Source organism: Pseudomonas sp. NPDC086251 (assembly GCF_044746405.1).
Lineage (GTDB): Bacteria > Pseudomonadota > Gammaproteobacteria > Pseudomonadales > Pseudomonadaceae > Aquipseudomonas.
Genome location: NZ_JBIVBY010000009.1, coordinates 74799 through 90605, shown reverse-complemented (window position 1 = coordinate 90605; position 15807 = coordinate 74799). Strand labels below are relative to the sequence as shown.

Genomic DNA, 15807 nt, shown 5'->3' with positions numbered 1-15807 from the left:
ATCCGCTGTATCATCCCGTATCGTTTTTGCCCCCGACCTTTTCTCGACTCGCTGCGATCGCCAGCTAGGCTTTGGGCTTCGCAGCGGTCAACGGAGTGACAGCTTATGCACAACACCCTGGAACAGGTTTTTGGTTTTTCACAGTTTCGGCCCGGCCAGGAGGCAGCGGTCAGCGCGGTGTTGGCCGGGCGCTCGGCGGCGGCGATTTTCCCCACCGGTTCGGGCAAGTCCCTTTGCTATCAACTGTCGGCCCTGTTGCTGCCGCACCTGACGCTGGTGGTCTCGCCGTTGTTGGCGTTGATGCAGGATCAGTTGCTGTTCTTGCAGCGCCACGGCATCTCGGCGGGCAGCATCGATTCGGCCCAGAGCCGCGATGACGCCAGCGACGTGATGGCGCGTGCAAAGTCCGGTGAGCTGAAGATCTTGATGATTTCCGTGGAGCGTCTGAAGAACGAGCGCTTCCGTAATTTCTTGCAGCAGGTGCCGATCTCGCTGCTGGTGGTGGACGAGGCGCACTGTATTTCAGAGTGGGGCCACAACTTTCGCCCCGACTACCTCAAGCTCCCCGACTATCAGCGCCAGTTCAACATTCCACAGGCCTTGCTGCTGACCGCTACCGCGACGCCGAAGGTGATCGCCGACATGGAGGCCAAGTTCGCCATCGCTCCTGAGGACGTGGTCACCACTGGTTTCTATCGGCCGAACCTCAATCTGTTGGTGGAGCCGGTACGCGGTCAGGACAAGCGCCGACGCCTTGTCGAATGGATGAGTCAGCGCCCCAATCAGCCAAGCATCGTCTACGTCACCCTGCAAAAAACCGCCGAGCACATTGCCGAACACCTGGGCCGAAACGGCATTCAAGCCGAGGCCTACCACGCCGGTTTGCCCCACGAACAACGCGAAGCAATCCAGAAGCGCTTCATGGTCGGAGAGTCCAATTGCATCGTCGCCACCATCGCGTTTGGCATGGGCATCGACAAGAGTGACATCCGCAACGTGGTGCATTTCGACCTGCCCAAATCCATCGAAAACTACAGCCAGGAAATCGGTCGCGCCGGGCGTGACGGGCAGCCGTCCGACTGCCTGGTACTGGCCAACCGCGACAGCCTCAACGTGCTGGAAAACTTCGTCTACGGCGACACGCCGGAACAGGACGGCATCCGTTGCGTGCTCGACGAGTTGCAAGCCGCTGCGCCCGACGGGCAGTGGGAGTTTCTATTGGGGCCGCTGGCGGACCAGAGCAACATCCGCCTGTTACCGCTCAAGACCTTGCTGGTGCAACTGGAACTGCGCGGGATCATCGCGCCGCGTTACGCCTATTACGCCGAGTACCGCTTCAAATATTTGCAGGAGCCCGAAGCCTTGCTGGCCCGTTTCGAAGGCGAGCGAAAGGACTTCGTCGCGGCCATCATCCAGACGTCCAGCCGCGCGCGGACCTGGGCCACGGTGAATTTCGACGCGCTGTACGAGCAGCACCAAGCCGAGCGTGATCGGGTGGTCAAGGCGCTGGATTACTTCCAGGAGAAGGGTTGGGTCGAACTTGAAAGCAAGCTGATGACCGAGGTCTACAGCCTGCTGCAAACCGACTTTGACGCCCAAGCCTTGAGCGAAGAACTTCACGCCTACTTCACCCGCCACGAGCAAACCGAAATCGCACGGATACACGCCATGCTCGATCTGTTCGCCACCGAGCAGTGCCTGGGTTATCGCCTGGCGGCGTACTTCGGCGATGAAAACGCGCCGCAGCAGTGTGGGCATTGTTCGGTGTGTTATGGGGATGTGGCGCGATTGCCAGCACCACCGGAACTGCCGGCGCTTGTGGATAAAAACTTCGAAGCGTTGTGCAGTGACTTTATCCACAGGCACGAGCAGCACACCGGCAGCGTTCCTTCGACTGAGCGCGTGACACGGTTTTTGTGCGGGATCAGTGTGCCGCTGTTCACCAAGCTCAAGGCGCGGTCGATTCCGGGGTTTGCGGCGTTGGAGCAGTATCCGTATGGCGAAGTCCGGGCATGGGCGGCGGCGCATCTACCCAGCTGAAACACCGTCAATGTGGGAGCGGGCTTGCTCGCGAAGGCGGCGTGTCAGTCGCCATCCATGTTGAATGATTAACCGCCTTCGCGAGCAAGCCCGCTCCCACATTGGTTTCGGTGTATAGGTTGAGGCGCATCCATCCGCTGAATGTCGCTCATCACAGGAATAAATTTCAAAAAAGCCCGGTGGCTGACTATGGTGAGGGCTGTCTTTGGATCGCCAACAAGAGAAAACACCATGAGCCAGACACCGTTCAACATTCAGCGCGCCGCCGTGATCGGCGCGGGCACCATGGGCCGTGGCATTGTCATGTGTCTGGCCAACGCCGGGGTGCCGGTGCAATGGGTCGATAACAATCCGCAGATGCTTGAGCAGGCATTGGCCAGCGTGGCCGAGACTTATGCCCACAACGTAAAGCAGGGGCGGATCGATCAGGCCGAGGCCGATGCGCGTGTTGCGCGGGTAACGGCGGCTGCCGACTACGCGGCGATCCGCGAGGTCGATCTGGTGATTGAAGCGGTGTACGAAAACCTTGAACTCAAGCAGAAAATCTTCCGTGAACTGGATGGTCTCCTTAAGCCTGAGGCGATTCTGGCCAGCAATACCTCGGCGCTGGATATCGACGCCATCGCTGCGGCCACTCGCCGTCCACAGCAGGTGCTGGGCCTGCACTTTTTCAGCCCGGCGCACATCATGAAACTGCTGGAAATCGTTCGCGGTGCGCAAACCGCTCCGGCGGTGCTCAATGCGGCGCTGGAACTGGGCAAGCGCATGGGCAAGGTCAGTGTGGTGGCGGGCAACTGTCACGGTTTTATCGGCAACCGCATGCTCGAACCGTACGTGCTCGAAGCGCGCAAGATGCTGCTTGAAGGCGCTTATCCCTATCAGGTTGATGCGGCGCTGCAAGGTTTTGGCTTTGCCATGGGGCCATTCCGTATGTACGACGTGGTCGGCGTCGATCTGGGATGGCGTGCTCGGGAGTTGGCCGGCAAAGGTCAGGATGCGCCGCAAGTGCAGGTGGATAACCGTCTGTGCGAACTGGGGCGCTTCGGCCAGAAGAGTGGCAACGGCTATTACCACTATGAACCGGGCAGTCGCCAGGCTGAGCACGATGTAGAGGTCGATGCGCTGGTGCTGCAGGTCAGCGAAGGGTTGGGCTTCCAGCGTCGCGAGATCGGGCCTGAGGAGATTCTGGAGCGTTGTTTGCTGGCGCTGGTCAATGAAGGGGCGAAGATCCTTGAAGAAGGGATTGCCGGGTCGGCGCATGACATTGATCTGGTTTATCTAAATGGTTATGGCTTTCCGGCGGATAAAGGCGGGCCGATGGCCTGGGCGGATCAGCAGGGGCTGGCGGATATTCATCAGCGTTTGCTGGCGCTGGAGACGAGGCAGGGTGATCAGTGGAAACCAGCGCGGTTGATTGGCGAGTTGGCGGCGGTGGGGAAGGGGTTTGCTGATCGCTGATTGAAGTGGCGGCTTTGAGGGCCTCTTCGCGAGCAAGCCCGCTCCCACATTAGGTCTCGGTCGTACACAAAATTTGTGTTCATTGAAGATCAAATGTGGGAGCGGGCTTGCCCGCGAAGAACGATAACGCGGTTTTAACCTTAGACTGGCAATCCAACTCCAGGAATCGACACTGATGTCCAACCCGATGCCCCAACGCACCGACTATCCGCATTTCCAGCCCATCACCACCCGCTGGCACGACAACGATACCTACGGACACGTCAACAACGTCACCTACTACAGCTTTTTTGACACAGCGGTGAACACCTACCTGATCGAAGTGGGCGGGCTGGATATTCATGACGGTGAAGTCGTGGGTTTCGTGGTGAGTTCGGCCTGCGATTACTTTGCGTCGATCGCTTTCCCGGATCGCATCGAGATTGGACTGCGGGTGGGCAAGTTGGGTAACAGCTCCGTTCAATATGAACTGGCCGTGTTTAAGCAAGGGGATGACGAAGCCTGCGCTGCGGGGCGTTTCGTCCATGTGTTTGTGGATCGTTTATCGAATCAGCCGGTGGCCATTCCTGCCGGGCTACGCGGGGCGTTGGAGCGGTTGGTGGTTTGACAGGCAAAAAAAATCGCAGCCCTGGGGCTGCGATTTTTTGATCTACCGGTACACGAGGCAATCAAGCCTCAGTCGTGATAGCGATGTTTATGCTTGCGGTGGCCATAGGCATGGCCACGGCCTGGATGGCCGTCACGGTAGTAGCGACGATCATCACGGCCACCACGATAGGAGCGACGATCATCGTCGTCATCGCTCTTGTTGCCCATGTAGTTACCCAGCGCGCCACCGGCGCCGCCGCCTGCTGCGGAGCCGATCAGGCTGCCGGTGGTGCCGCCCACGCTGCGGCCAACCACGTTACCGCCCGCTGCGCCCAACGCACCGCCAATGGCGGCTTCGCCACGGCTGCGTTTGTCTGCGCCGACGGCACTACCACCCGCGCCGCCCAGGGCCGCGCCAATGGTGGAACCTGTATTGCCGCCTAGTGACTGACCGACGACCGAGCCCAGAACCCCGCCCAATGCGCCGCCCACACCTGCTTCGGTGGTGCCGCCGGCAGAAGCGAAGCCACTGACCAGGCCAAGGGACAACAAGAGAATCGAGGAGAACTTCATAGAGGAACCTCAAGGGGATGACGGCGCGATCCTGAGGCTGTGTCGGGGTGCTGACAATCGAAATCCGACGAGTAACACGACTTGAGCACAATTCTATAAGTTGCTGTTTTTTGGGCGGAACTTAAGTGTTTTTCGCCGGTCTTTAGCTACTTCGGATAGGCCGTTTTTGTTAGAAAACGGCCTTTTTTGTGGGCGATTGGAAAGTTCTGGATTCAAAAGAATCGTTGAATGATCCACCGCTTTCGCGAGCAAGCCCGCTCCCACATTAGATCTTCGGCGAATACAGGATTTGTGTTCCACCGAGATCTAATGTGGGAGCGGGCTTGCTCGCGAAGAGGCCAGACGTGCTGCCGCGCGTTAAGCCGACTTCGCCATAATCAGTCCAGTCGCACTGGCCATTTCCAACCGAATCGCCACAAACTTCGACGTCGGCGTATGGCTGCCATCCCCAGTGCTCTCAAGCGGCACCAGCGGATTCACCTCGGGATAGTATGCCGCCGCTTGCCCCGCAGGAATATCAAACGCCAGCAGCGTGAAGCCTTTCACCCGACGCTCTACGCCATCGTCCCAGATCGACACGATGTCGGCCTTCTGCCCAGGCTTGAAGCCCAGGCGAATGATGTCCGCCTCGTTGACGAACAGCACATCACGCTGACCTTTTACGCCGCGATAGCGGTCATTGAGGCCATAGATCGTGGTGTTGTACTGATCGTGGGAACGCATCGATTGCATGATCAGGTCTGGCAATACGCCCGTGGCGCGAGTGCGTTCGTGCACCAGGTGCTTGGGTAATGTGTTCGGACGGAAATTGGCCCGGCCTGACGGGGTGTTCCACTTGCGCGCGCCGGCGCTGTTGCCGAGGTAAAAGCCACCCGGATTCTTGATCTTCTCGTTGAAGTCCTTGAAGTTGGGAATCGTGTCGGCAATCAGCTCGCGGATACGGCGATAGTCGGCCACCAGCCAGTTCCAATCCACCGGATGGCTGCCCAGCGTGGCGGCGGCGATGCCGGCAATAATCGCTGGCTCCGAGCGCATCTGGTTCGACAGCGGCTCCAACTGGCCGTTGGAGGCATGGACCATGCTGAACGAGTCTTCAACGGTCACGGCTTGAGGGCCTTCGGTTTGCCGGTCGATGTCGGTCCGGCCCAGGCACGGCAGGATCAGCGCGTCTTTACCGTGTGCCAGGTGGCTGCGGTTGAGCTTGGTGCTGATCTGTACGGTCAGGTCGCAATTACTCAAGGCCTGGAAGGTACGCGGACTGTCCGGCGTGGCCTGGGCGAAGTTGCCGCCCAGGGCGATGAACACTTTTGCCCGTCCTTCGGCCATGGCATGGATGGCCTCGACCACGTTGTGGCCGTTTTCGCGCGGCACCTTGAACTGGAAGCGACGCTCCAGGGCATCGAGGAACGCCACTGGCGGACGCTCGTTGATGCCCATTGTGCGGTCGCCCTGCACGTTACTGTGGCCGCGCACCGGGCACAGGCCTGCGCCTGGGCGGCCGATGTTGCCGCGCAGCAGCATCAGGTTGGCGATTTCCTGGATGGTCGCCACCGAATGACGATGCTGGGTGATGCCCATCGCCCAGCACATGATTACGTTCTTGCCTTTGGCATACATCCGCGCGGCTTGCTCGATCTCGACCAGGGGCAGGCCGGATTGCTCGACGATCTGCTCCCACGAGGTGTCATCGACGATGCCCAAGTATTCCAGCACGTTGACGCTGTGTTCATTGAGGAAGTCGTGGTCGAACACGGCCGGCTCACCCGCCTTCTGCGCATCGCGCTCCCATTGCAGCAGGAACTTGGCCATGCCGCGCATGATCGCCATGTCGCCGCCCAATGCCGGACGGAAATACGCAGTGTTGGTCGGCTTGTCGCCGTTGGTGAGCATTTCGATCGGGTGTTGCGGGTGCTGGAAACGTTCCAGACCGCGCTCTTTCAGCGGGTTGATGCACACCACCTGCGCGCCGCGTTTCACCGCTTCGCGCAACGGTTCGAGCATCCGTGGGTGGTTGGTGCCGGGGTTCTGGCCCCAGACGAAAATCGCATCCGCATGTTCGAAGTCATCGAAGGTCACGGTGCCTTTGCCGACGCCGACGCTTTGCGCCAACGCCACGCCGCTGGCCTCGTGGCACATGTTCGAGCAATCGGGGAAATTATTGGTGCCATAGGCGCGCACGAACAATTGATAAAGAAACGCCGCTTCGTTGCTGGCCCGTCCCGAGGTGTAGAACTCGGCCTGATCAGGGCTCGACAAGCCGCGCAGATGCTTGGCGATCAGAGTAAACGCATCGTCCCAGCTGATCGGTTGATAACGATCGGTTTCGGCGTTGTACTTCAATGGCTCGGTCAGGCGACCCTGATATTCAAGCCAATAGTCACTCTGCTCCAGCAACTGAGTGACGCTGTGTTTGGCAAAAAACTTGCCGTCGACACGGCGCTTGGTCGCTTCCCAGTTCACCGCTTTGGCGCCGTTCTCGCAGAACGCCACCATGCCGGCTTCATTGGAATCGCCCCAGGCGCAACCCGGGCAGTCGAAGCCGCCGTTCTTGTTGGTCTTGAGCATCATGCGCAGGTTTTTCAGCGCGTTGTCGCTGGTCAGCCACGCCTGGGCGACGCTGATCAGTGCGCCCCAGCCACCGGCTGGGCCTTTGTAGGGCTTATAGCGAGGGACGGGTGTCTGGTCGGCTTGACGGTGTTGACTCACGCTTGATTCTCCAACGTTGGGCTGTAGACCCGCGGCGCATTTTTCTGAGGCAGATGGATGAGGTTGAGGTTGTGACGACGGGCCCATTGCACGGCAAGGCCCGTGGGCGACGACAGGCTGACGAGGGTCTGGATGCCTGCGCGCAACACTTTCTGGATCAATTCGAGGCTGCAACGGCTGGTGACAATCACCAATCCGCCGGTCATCGGGATCTTTTGCCGGATCAACCCGCCAATCAGTTTGTCGAGCGCGTTGTGTCGACCGATGTCTTCGCGACCCAGGAGCAATTCGCCCTGAGCGTTCATGAACACCGCCGCGTGCACCGCGCCGGAGTATTGGCCAAGTGGCTGGAACGCACCGATGCGCTGGCGCAGGCCCTCCAGCCATTCGGCGGGCGGCAAGGGGGCGCCGGGTAATACTTTGAGGTCGGGCAACGCCTGTTCCACCGCTTCCACGCCGCAGAGCCCGCAACCGCTGGTGCCGGCCATTTGCCGACGTTGCTGCTTGAGGTTCCAGAAGGCGCGGTTGGCGATGGTCACTTGCGCGTACTGCGCCGACCCCGAGCCGCTGAGTTGCAGGTCATAGATGTCGGCGGCGTCTTCGATGATGCCGCTGCCGAGGCTGAAACCGACAATGAAGTCTTCCAGGTCCGACGGTGTCACCAGCATCACCGCTTGGCTGATGCCGTTATAGGCAATCGCCAACGCAACTTCCTCGGCCAGCGCGGTGCTGTCCGATTCGCTGTGTTGGAGGTTGCTGTAGCGGTACGTTTGGCTGGCGGCGGGCGCTGGCGTTTGGAGGGCAGGCGCCGCGCAGGCTGGGCGCTTGGCGTTCATGGCATCACCGACGGTTTGATTAGCTCTAAGCCTAGGCGCGTCAACATGTCGCGTCTAATCGCTATTACTGATCTGCCGATAGATGCCGTCGATCAAGACTCCGGCAGCGATTGCTGGAAAATCGCAAAACAGGCTTCCGCGAGCGCTGAACGCGGAGCGCTGCGCCGCATGATCAGCCCCAGCCGGGCGAGGGTCTGGGCATTTTCGATGGGTTGCAGGCGTAAATGATCGGTGAGGTTTTCGAGGCCGCCGTTGAGCGGCATCACCGCGCAGCAGAGTCCGCCATGTACCGCTTGTAACAATTGGTGGACGGCATCGGTCTGCAACAACGGCTGCGGGATGAGGCCACGGCTGTGGAAGTTGTGGTCGATGGACTGACGGAAATGCATGCCGCTGGTGAGCATGCCCAGCGGCAGTTCGATCAACGACTCCCAACTGAGCGGCGCGTCGCCGAAACTGAAAAAGCGCTGATCGTAGAGCAGGCCCATGCGGGTTTCGCTGAAGGACAGGGAATCGAAACGCTCGCCGTCCAGACGCTCGAGGTACGACACGCCGAGGTCCAGGCGATTGTTGGCCAGTTGCTCGAGGATCTGCTCGGAACTGAGGGCCGAGAGTTCGAAGCGCAAGTTCGGGTGCTCGGCGTGCAGGCGTTGCATCAGCGGCAGCGGATCGAAACTCGACAGCGGCACCACGCCCAGGCGCAGCGTACCGACCAGATTGCCCCGGCAGGCGGCCGCCTCGGCGTATAAACCGTCATAAGCGGCCAGCACGGTGCGGGCCCAGGCCAACACCCGTTCGCCGGGCGCGGTGAAACCCTCGAAACGCTGACCACGGTTGACCAAAGGCAGTTCGAGTTCTTCTTCGAGGCTGCGCAGGCGCATGGACAGGGTCGGTTGGGTGATGTGACAGCGCGCGGCGGCCTGGCCGAAATGTCGGGTTTCGTCGAGCGCGATGAGGAATTTCAGCTGCTTGATGTCCATCTTCGCTCCAGGGCGCGTGAAGGCCCGAATTCTAGCGCTTGGGGATAGGCGGCGTCATTGGTCGGGTGGGAGCCGCAAGTGACAGCCTTGGTCTAGGCTTTTGCGTCTGGAACCCAAATCCCAAGGAGAGTGCACCATGAGTATTTTTAGCTTTGTGAAAGAAGCAGGCGAAAAGCTTATCGATCTGCTGACGCCGGGCAATGCCAATGCCAGCGAGCAGTTGAAGGAACACATCAGCAAGGTCGGCCTGGGTAACCCGAATGTGCAGGCCACGGTGGATGGCGACAAGGTCACTGTGACCGGTGAAGTGGCAAGTCAGGAAGAGAAGGAAAAAATCCTGTTGGCCGTGGGCAATATCGCCGGTGTCGGTAGCGTGGATGACCAGATGACGGTGACCGGACCGGTTGCGAAGGCGGCGGTGTTTGTGACGGTGGTGAAGGGTGACACGCTTAGCGCGATTTCCCTGCGTGTGTATGGCGATGCCAACAAGTACCAGAAGATCTTCGAGGCGAACAAGCCGATGCTCAAGGATGTGAACAAGATTTATCCGGGGCAGTCGTTGCGGATTCCTGAGTAAGGTTTGAGACCGCTTTCGCGAGCAAGCCCGCTCCCACATTTGATCGCGTTCTTCAGTCGCAACACGGTCAAATGTGGGAGCGGGCTTGCTCGCGAAACAGGCACCTCGGTCTAAAGCCCTGCAATCAATTCCCGGTAATCGCCAACCGCCGCAAACTCCGCCGTGTCCTTCGGCCCTTTACGGCTGTCCGGCTCGCTCACCGCCAACAAATGCGCCACGCCAAAATCCCGCGCACTGCGCAGAATCGGCAGCGTATCGTCGATAAACAGGCTGCGCGCCGGGTCAAAACCGATATCCGCCTGCAAGGCATCCCAGAATTGCGGATTCTCCTTGGCGAACCCGTAATCATGCGAGCTGATCAAGCGCTCGAAGTACGGCGCCAGTTCGATTCTTTCCAGCTTCAATGACAGCGAATCACGATGGGCATTGGTGATCAGCACCACGCGCTTGCCGGCCTGTTTGATCGCCGCCAGAAAGGTATCGGCGTCCGGGCGCAGGGCGATCAGGTGCGCGGTTTCCAGCTTCAATTCACGTACCGGCAATTTCAACTCGGCGCTCCAGAAGTCCAGGCAATACCACTGCAACTGGCCCGCATTGCGTTCGAACAGCGGCTGCAACTCCAGCTCGGCCATCGCCCGACTCACCCCGTGCAACTCGGCGTAACGCTGGGGCAGGTGCTCCATCCAGAAATGATTGTCGTAGTGCAGGTCCAGCAGCGTGCCGTCCATGTCCAGCAAAACGGTGTCGATGTCGCGCCAGGGCAGCAGGGACATAAATAACTTCTCCAGCGGTAAAAAAGATATCCGAGGTCAACAATCAGGATAGGCCGGGTATAGTAACCCGCTATCGCCAAGGAGCCGCTCATGCGCCAGAAACCCACCATACTCGCCCGCGAGATCGTCGCCACCAGCCGTTTGTTCTGCGTCGAAGAGCTGAAGCTGCGCTTTTCCAATGGCGTCGAGCGCACTTACGAGCGATTGGTCGGCAAAGGCGCCGGGTATGGCGCGGTGATGATCGTGGCGATGCTCGACGCCGACCACGCGGTGCTGGTCGAAGAGTATTGCGGCGGCACCGATGAATACGAACTGTCCCTGCCCAAAGGCCTGATCGAACCGGGCGAAGACGTGTTGGCGGCGGCCGAGCGTGAGCTCAAGGAAGAGGCCGGGTATGGCGCGCGGCAATTGGAGCATCTGACCGAGTTGTCGTTGTCCCCAGGTTACATGAGCCAGAAGATCCAGGTGGTGCTGGCCACCGACCTGTACGAGGAGCGCCTTGAAGGCGACGAGCCGGAGCCGATGGGCGTCGACAAGATCAACCTGCGTGAGCTGTCGGCCCTGGCCCAGAACCCGCGATTCACCGAGGGCCGTGCCTTGGCGGCGCTGTACCTGGCCCGTGACCTGCTGACGCAGCGTGGAGTGTTCCTGCCATGAATTTCCCTCATCCATTGATGGCGCCAGTGGTTGAACTGGCCTTGCAGGCTGGCGACGCGATCCTGCCGTTCTGGCGCACCGGCACAGCGGTGACCGCCAAGGCGGATGATTCGCCGGTGACCGCCGCAGACCTGGCCGCTCACCACTTGATTCTGGCCGGGCTGACGGCGCTGGACCCAAGCATTCCGGTGCTTTCCGAAGAAGACGCCAATATTCCCCAGAGCGTGCGCGCCGGGTGGCAGCGTTGGTGGCTGGTGGACCCGCTGGACGGGACGAAGGAGTTCATCTCTGGCAGTGAAGAATTCACCGTCAACATTGCGCTGATCGAGCAGGGGCGCGTGGTGTTTGGCGTGGTGTCGATGCCGACCAACGGGCGTTTCTACGTCGGTGGCGCCGGTCTGGGTGCGTGGCGTGGCGATAAAGACGTAGCGCCGTTGCCGATTCAGGTGCGCGACGTGCCGGCAGCGGGCGAGGCGTTCACGGTGGTTGCCAGTCGTCGGCATAGCAGTCCTGAGCAGGAGCGTTTGTTGGCCGGGCTGAGTGACAGTCTGGGTGAGCTGCATTTGGCCAACATCGGCAGTTCGCTGAAGTTTTGTTTGCTGGCGGAAGGGGCGGCGGATTGTTATCCGCGGCTGGCGCCGACTTCGCAGTGGGACACGGCGGCTGCGCAAGGCGTGCTGGAAGGCGCCGGTGGTGAGGTGCTGGATTTGAGCGGTCAGCCGTTTTGTTATCCGGCGCGGGAATCGCTGCTGAATGAGTTTTTTCTGGCGCTGCCGGCGAAGGCGGCGTGGCGGGAGAAGTTGTTGGAGCTCGCGCGCAAGTAGCTCCCACAGGTTTTGTGGCGTGCCGGTTATCGGTGCAGCACATACTGCCCGGTAAACTTCGCCGCATCTTCCTCACTTCCCGCGTTCACCACCCGCGTATGCAACGTCAAACGCGCCCTGCCGTACCGCTCATACGTCGCCAAAAACTTCTTCCACACCGCCGCACTCGGTGCCTGGCACATCGCGGTTGCATCCATGGTCACCGGCAGCGGATAGCTGATGTGCCCTTCGTGAATCACGATGTGTCCGTCCTCGATACCTTCCTCGCGCAAACGCAAATGCAACCAGCCCCAACCGGCGAGTACCGCGCCGCAATACAGGCTGCCGCCGAACATGGTGCTCTTGTGATTGACGTTGGCTTCCAGCGGCAAGTACAGGCGCAGTTGCTGGTCGTGCCAGTCGAGCACCTTGACGCCCATGTCCTTCGTGAGAGGAATGTCGCGATGGAGGACGGATTCCAGGTGACGACTGTCGCGGTTCATTCACGGGCCTCTTGCATGCAGATGATAAGTTGACGGTAGCTCAATCGAGTTCATCGGTGGGGTGGTGGGCGCTGCTGTCGGCGAAGTTCAGCCCGTGCTTGCGCAGTTTGTCGTGCAAGGTCTTGCGCGGAATGCCCAAGGCTTCGGCGAGGCTGCGCACGGAGCTGTGAGCGCGCGCCAGTTCGGCGGCGATCAAGGTCTTTTCGAAGTTTTCCACTTGCTCGCTGAGCCCGCCGGACACCATCTCGACCAATGTTCCGCTTGCGCCGTCCGGCGCGTTGTTGTCCAGGGCCAGCTCCAGGCCCAACGCAAAGCGCTCGGCGGCGTTCTGCAGTTCGCGCACGTTGCCGGGCCAGGTGTGGCGCAGCAGCAGGGCGCGTTGCCCCGGTTGCAACTCGTGGGGCGGCAAACCGTGGCGAGCGCTGGCTTCGTCGGCGAAATGCTGGAACAGCATCAGCGCATCTTCACCGCGCTCGCGCAGTGGCGGAATGCGCAGCGGCGCGACGTTCAGGCGGTAATACAAGTCGGCGCGGAAGCGCCCTTGATCGGCGGCCTGGCGCAGGTCTTCCTTGGTCGCGGCGATGATGCGGATGTCCAGCGGGATCAGCTGATTTCCGCCCAACCGCTCGACCACCCGCTCTTGCAGCAAGCGCAGCAGTTTCACCTGCACATCCAGGCTCATGCTTTCGATTTCATCAAGGAACAACGTGCCGCCGTTGGCGAATTCGAACTTGCCGATGCGGCGTTTCTGCGCGCCGGTAAAGGCGCCCGGCTCGTGACCGAACAGTTCGCTTTCCACCACCGATTCGGCCAGGGCGCCGGCATTGATCGCCACGAACGGACCGTTACGCCGACTCGACAAATCGTGCAGCGCCCGGGCCACCACTTCTTTGCCGGCACCGGTTTCGCCGAGGATCAGCACGTCGGCCTTGGTCGCCGCCAATGCACCGATCTGTTCGCGCAGGCGCAGCATCGGCGCCGATTGCCCGACCAGGCGCGTGCTCAGCTCATTGCGATCGCTCAGGGCCAGACGCAGGCTGCGGTTGTCCAGCACCAGTCGGCGCAAGGCCAACGCGCGGCGCACGCTGTCGAGCAGGGCGTCGCTGGCGAAGGGTTTTTCCAGGAAGTCATACGCGCCGGCGCGCATGGCTTGCACCGCCAGCGGCACGTCGCCGTGACCGGTGATCAGCAGCACCGGCAGCTCCGGGTCCTGGGCGTGCAGTTCGGTCAGCAGTTCGAGGCCGTCCATGCCCGGCATGCGGATGTCGCTGACCACCACGCCCGGCCAGTCGCGCTCCAGTTGCCCGGCCAGACCCTTGGCTTCAGCCAGCGGGAGGATTTTCAGGCCGGCGAGGTCGAGCGTCTGGCTCAGGGCCTGACGCAGGTGGGGATCATCGTCGATCAACACGACCTGAACACGGTTATCGATGGTCATGCACTTCGGTCCTCGGACGGTTGCAGGCTCACACCCGGTGCGCCTGCGCGCAGCTTCAGGGTAATCAGGGCGCCACCTTCCTTGTGGTTGGAGAACGACAGTTCACCACCGAAGGCGCGCATCAGGGTTTCGCAGATGGCCAATCCCAAACCAAGGCCCTGCGTGCGGGTCTTGGTGGTGTAGAAGGGCTCGCTGGCGCGGCCAAGGGCTTCCATGCAAAAGCCTGGGCCATTGTCGCGAATGTACAGAGTGACGCCGTCGGCGGTGGATTGGGCACTCAACCAGAGTTTACGCGGCGGGCCTTTTTCCGTCAGGGCATCCAGGGCGTTGGCCAGCAGATTGCCCAGCACCTGACGCAGACGGGTTTCCCCGGCCTCGACCCATAAGGTGGCGGCCGGCAAATCGCGGATCAGCTCGACTTCCATGCTGCGCCGACGCTTGGCCAGCAAGGCCAGGGCATCGTCCAGTGCCGGTTGCAGCGCGACGCTTTCCGGGGCGTGGCGATCACGGCGGGCAAAGGCGCGCAGGTGCGCAATGATCGACGCCATGCGTCCGGTCAGTTCGCTGATCAACTTGAGGTTGCCCCGCGCATCGTCAGTGCGCTGATGATCGAGCAGCACTTCGGCGTTTTCCGCGTAACTACGGATCGCCGCCAGCGGTTGATTCAGCTCGTGGCTGATGCTCGCCGACATGGTGCCCAACGCCGACAGTTTGCCGGCCTGCACCAGATCATCCTGGGCGCGCACCAGTTCCTGTTGGGCATGCTCGCGCTCCAGCACTTCCTGTTTGAGGCGACGGTTGAGGCCTTCGAGATCACTGGTGCGCTCGGCCACCCGACCTTCGAGTTCGCGACGGGCCTTGGCTTCGAAGGCGATCCGTTCGAGGTAATGCCGGCGACGCTGCATCATCAGGCCGAGCAACAGCATCAACACCAGCAGTGTCGCGCCACCGATGGCAACGACTGTGCGCACCGGGCGATCGATCAGCGTGCGCGGCGCAAGAATGCTGACACTCCAACCGGTTTCGTCGATCTGCCGGGTCTGGGTCAGCCAGGCATCTGTATCGAGATTCAGCGGTTTTGGGTCGCGGGTCGGGTAGGGTTGAATCGCGGTGATGGCCTGGCTCTCTGCATCGCTCAAAGGACGGGTCGAGCGGAATCGCCACTCCGGCCGCGAGGTGAGAATGACGACGCCGTTGTGGTCGGTGACCAACAGTTGTTCCGGGGTTTTACCCCAGAGGCTTTCGGTGTGGTCAAGGTCGACCTTGACCACCAACACGCCGATGATTTTTTCGCGATCACGTACCGCCGCCGCAAAGAAATAACCGCGTTTGGCCGAGGTGGTACCGAGGCCGAAGAAGCGCCCCAGACGCCCCTCCATGGCTTCACTGAAATAAGGACGAAAGGCAAAATTTCGGCCGACGAAGCTGTCGTGTTTGTCCCAGTTGGATGCCGCCAGCGTCTTGCCCGTGGTGTCCATCAGGTACATGACTTCGGCGCCGGTCTGGGCGCTGATGTTCTTCAGCAGGCGATTGGCGTTTCCTTGCGTCACACCGTCGTCCGGCGCGGTCAGGTCGGCGCGCAGGGCCGGCAGGTCGCCGAGAATTTGCGGCAACACTTCATACCGGTGCAGGGTGCCCAGCAGGTTGGCGACGTAGAGGTCGAGGGTCTGCCGGTTTTGCCCGGCCAGTTCGCTGCGGTAATACCGCTCGGCCAGATGCTCCAGCGGCCACAACAACGGCGCCAGGCACAGTGCAAGCAGGGCCAGGCTGCGCCAGCGGGGTCTGCGTGGGAGGGTCGGAGTCATGAGCATCGGGCGCCTGTGGGTACAGGCGCATTATGCCTAGGCTTGCGGGCGCAGTCTGCGACCCTGAAGCGGG

14 protein-coding genes are annotated in these 15807 nt (G+C 61.0%); 6 read left to right on the top strand and 8 right to left on the bottom strand.

Features of this window, described 5'->3' with window-relative positions; all coding sequences use genetic code 11:
- Positions 1 to 105 precede the first annotated feature (105 nt).
- The 3 genes from ACIPL2_RS13045 to ACIPL2_RS13035 all read left to right on the top strand — a co-directional run bounded on the left by ACIPL2_RS13045 (position 106) and on the right by ACIPL2_RS13035 (position 4105).
- The gene (locus tag ACIPL2_RS13045) at positions 106 to 2040 is read left to right on the top strand and encodes an ATP-dependent DNA helicase RecQ (RefSeq protein WP_401356797.1); all 1935 of its coding nucleotides are present in this window, start codon (positions 106 to 108) and stop codon (positions 2038 to 2040) included.
- Positions 2041 to 2271: 231 nt separating this feature from the next.
- Positions 2272 to 3498, top strand: coding sequence for a 3-hydroxyacyl-CoA dehydrogenase NAD-binding domain-containing protein (locus tag ACIPL2_RS13040; RefSeq protein WP_401356795.1), 1227 nt, complete (start codon positions 2272 to 2274; stop codon positions 3496 to 3498).
- Positions 3499 to 3673: 175 nt separating this feature from the next.
- Positions 3674 to 4105, top strand: coding sequence for an acyl-CoA thioesterase (locus ACIPL2_RS13035; protein WP_401356793.1), 432 nt, complete (start codon positions 3674 to 3676; stop codon positions 4103 to 4105).
- A gap of 68 nt (positions 4106 to 4173) precedes the next feature.
- Here the strand turns inward: ACIPL2_RS13035 and ACIPL2_RS13030 are convergent, their stop codons facing one another.
- The 4 genes from ACIPL2_RS13030 to ACIPL2_RS13015 form a co-directional block, all read right to left on the bottom strand.
- On the bottom strand, positions 4174 to 4659 hold the full coding sequence (locus ACIPL2_RS13030; RefSeq protein ID WP_401356792.1) for a glycine zipper domain-containing protein: 486 nt from the start codon (positions 4657 to 4659) through the stop codon (positions 4174 to 4176).
- Between the two features lie 357 nt (positions 4660 to 5016).
- Positions 5017 to 7365, bottom strand: a complete 2349-nt coding sequence (locus tag ACIPL2_RS13025; protein WP_401356790.1) for an FdhF/YdeP family oxidoreductase — start codon at positions 7363 to 7365, stop codon at positions 5017 to 5019.
- Entirely contained in the window at positions 7362 to 8201 is an 840-nt protein-coding gene (gene fdhD / locus ACIPL2_RS13020) for a formate dehydrogenase accessory sulfurtransferase FdhD (RefSeq protein WP_401356787.1), read from the bottom strand. Before fdhD ends, ACIPL2_RS13025 begins: the two co-directional genes overlap by 4 nt.
- A gap of 92 nt (positions 8202 to 8293) precedes the next feature.
- Positions 8294 to 9181, bottom strand: coding sequence for a LysR family transcriptional regulator (locus tag ACIPL2_RS13015; protein WP_401356784.1), 888 nt, complete (start codon positions 9179 to 9181; stop codon positions 8294 to 8296).
- Positions 9182 to 9317: 136 nt separating this feature from the next.
- Here ACIPL2_RS13015 and lysM point away from each other — a divergent pair, with 136 nt between their 5' ends.
- Positions 9318 to 9758 (top strand): peptidoglycan-binding protein LysM, encoded by a 441-nt coding sequence (gene lysM, locus ACIPL2_RS13010; protein WP_401356781.1) that lies wholly within the window; start codon positions 9318 to 9320, stop codon positions 9756 to 9758.
- A 110-nt stretch (positions 9759 to 9868) separates the two neighbouring features.
- Here the strand turns inward: lysM and yrfG are convergent, their stop codons facing one another.
- Positions 9869 to 10531 (bottom strand): GMP/IMP nucleotidase, encoded by a 663-nt coding sequence (yrfG, locus tag ACIPL2_RS13005; RefSeq protein ID WP_401356779.1) that lies wholly within the window; start codon positions 10529 to 10531, stop codon positions 9869 to 9871.
- 90 nt (positions 10532 to 10621) lie between these two features.
- On the opposite strand from yrfG, the gene nudE reads away from it, so the two are divergent.
- Both nudE and cysQ read left to right on the top strand, forming a co-directional pair.
- The gene (gene nudE / locus ACIPL2_RS13000) at positions 10622 to 11188 is read left to right on the top strand and encodes an ADP compounds hydrolase NudE (protein ID WP_401356776.1); all 567 of its coding nucleotides are present in this window, start codon (positions 10622 to 10624) and stop codon (positions 11186 to 11188) included.
- On the top strand, positions 11185 to 12012 hold the full coding sequence (cysQ, locus tag ACIPL2_RS12995) for a 3'(2'),5'-bisphosphate nucleotidase CysQ (RefSeq protein ID WP_401356774.1): 828 nt from the start codon (positions 11185 to 11187) through the stop codon (positions 12010 to 12012). Before nudE ends, cysQ begins: the two co-directional genes overlap by 4 nt.
- A gap of 26 nt (positions 12013 to 12038) precedes the next feature.
- On the opposite strand, the gene ACIPL2_RS12990 is transcribed toward cysQ, so the two are convergent.
- The 3 genes from ACIPL2_RS12990 to ACIPL2_RS12980 are packed head-to-tail and all read right to left on the bottom strand — an operon-like array spanning position 12039 to position 15734.
- Positions 12039 to 12494, bottom strand: coding sequence for a YiiD C-terminal domain-containing protein (locus ACIPL2_RS12990; RefSeq protein WP_401356771.1), 456 nt, complete (start codon positions 12492 to 12494; stop codon positions 12039 to 12041).
- A 40-nt stretch (positions 12495 to 12534) separates the two neighbouring features.
- Positions 12535 to 13929, bottom strand: coding sequence for a sigma-54-dependent transcriptional regulator (locus ACIPL2_RS12985; RefSeq protein WP_401356769.1), 1395 nt, complete (start codon positions 13927 to 13929; stop codon positions 12535 to 12537).
- Positions 13926 to 15734 carry an ATP-binding protein gene (locus ACIPL2_RS12980; protein ID WP_401356767.1) on the bottom strand — a complete coding sequence of 603 codons (1809 nt, stop codon included), beginning with the start codon at positions 15732 to 15734 and terminating at the stop codon, positions 13926 to 13928. The genes ACIPL2_RS12985 and ACIPL2_RS12980 overlap by 4 nt, the downstream gene beginning before the upstream one ends.
- Positions 15735 to 15807: the final 73 nt, after the last annotated feature.

What these genes read in the sequence shown, in the direction of transcription:
- ACIPL2_RS12985 (WP_401356769.1), bottom strand. Translation starts at nt 13,929, where the DNA reads ATGACCATCGATAACCGTGTTCAGGTCGTGTTGATCGACGATGATCCC.
- ACIPL2_RS13040 (WP_401356795.1), top strand. Translation starts at nt 2,272, where the DNA reads ATGAGCCAGACACCGTTCAACATTCAGCGCGCCGCCGTGATCGGCGCG.
- ACIPL2_RS13045 (WP_401356797.1), top strand. Translation starts at nt 106, where the DNA reads ATGCACAACACCCTGGAACAGGTTTTTGGTTTTTCACAGTTTCGGCCC.
- nudE (WP_401356776.1), top strand. Translation starts at nt 10,622, where the DNA reads ATGCGCCAGAAACCCACCATACTCGCCCGCGAGATCGTCGCCACCAGC.
- cysQ (WP_401356774.1), top strand. Translation starts at nt 11,185, where the DNA reads ATGAATTTCCCTCATCCATTGATGGCGCCAGTGGTTGAACTGGCCTTG.
- ACIPL2_RS13035 (WP_401356793.1), top strand. Translation starts at nt 3,674, where the DNA reads ATGTCCAACCCGATGCCCCAACGCACCGACTATCCGCATTTCCAGCCC.
- ACIPL2_RS13030 (WP_401356792.1), bottom strand. Translation starts at nt 4,659, where the DNA reads ATGAAGTTCTCCTCGATTCTCTTGTTGTCCCTTGGCCTGGTCAGTGGC.
- yrfG (WP_401356779.1), bottom strand. Translation starts at nt 10,531, where the DNA reads ATGTCCCTGCTGCCCTGGCGCGACATCGACACCGTTTTGCTGGACATG.
- ACIPL2_RS12980 (WP_401356767.1), bottom strand. Translation starts at nt 15,734, where the DNA reads ATGACTCCGACCCTCCCACGCAGACCCCGCTGGCGCAGCCTGGCCCTG.
- ACIPL2_RS12990 (WP_401356771.1), bottom strand. Translation starts at nt 12,494, where the DNA reads ATGAACCGCGACAGTCGTCACCTGGAATCCGTCCTCCATCGCGACATT.
- ACIPL2_RS13015 (WP_401356784.1), bottom strand. Translation starts at nt 9,181, where the DNA reads ATGGACATCAAGCAGCTGAAATTCCTCATCGCGCTCGACGAAACCCGA.
- lysM (WP_401356781.1), top strand. Translation starts at nt 9,318, where the DNA reads ATGAGTATTTTTAGCTTTGTGAAAGAAGCAGGCGAAAAGCTTATCGAT.
- fdhD (WP_401356787.1), bottom strand. Translation starts at nt 8,201, where the DNA reads ATGAACGCCAAGCGCCCAGCCTGCGCGGCGCCTGCCCTCCAAACGCCA.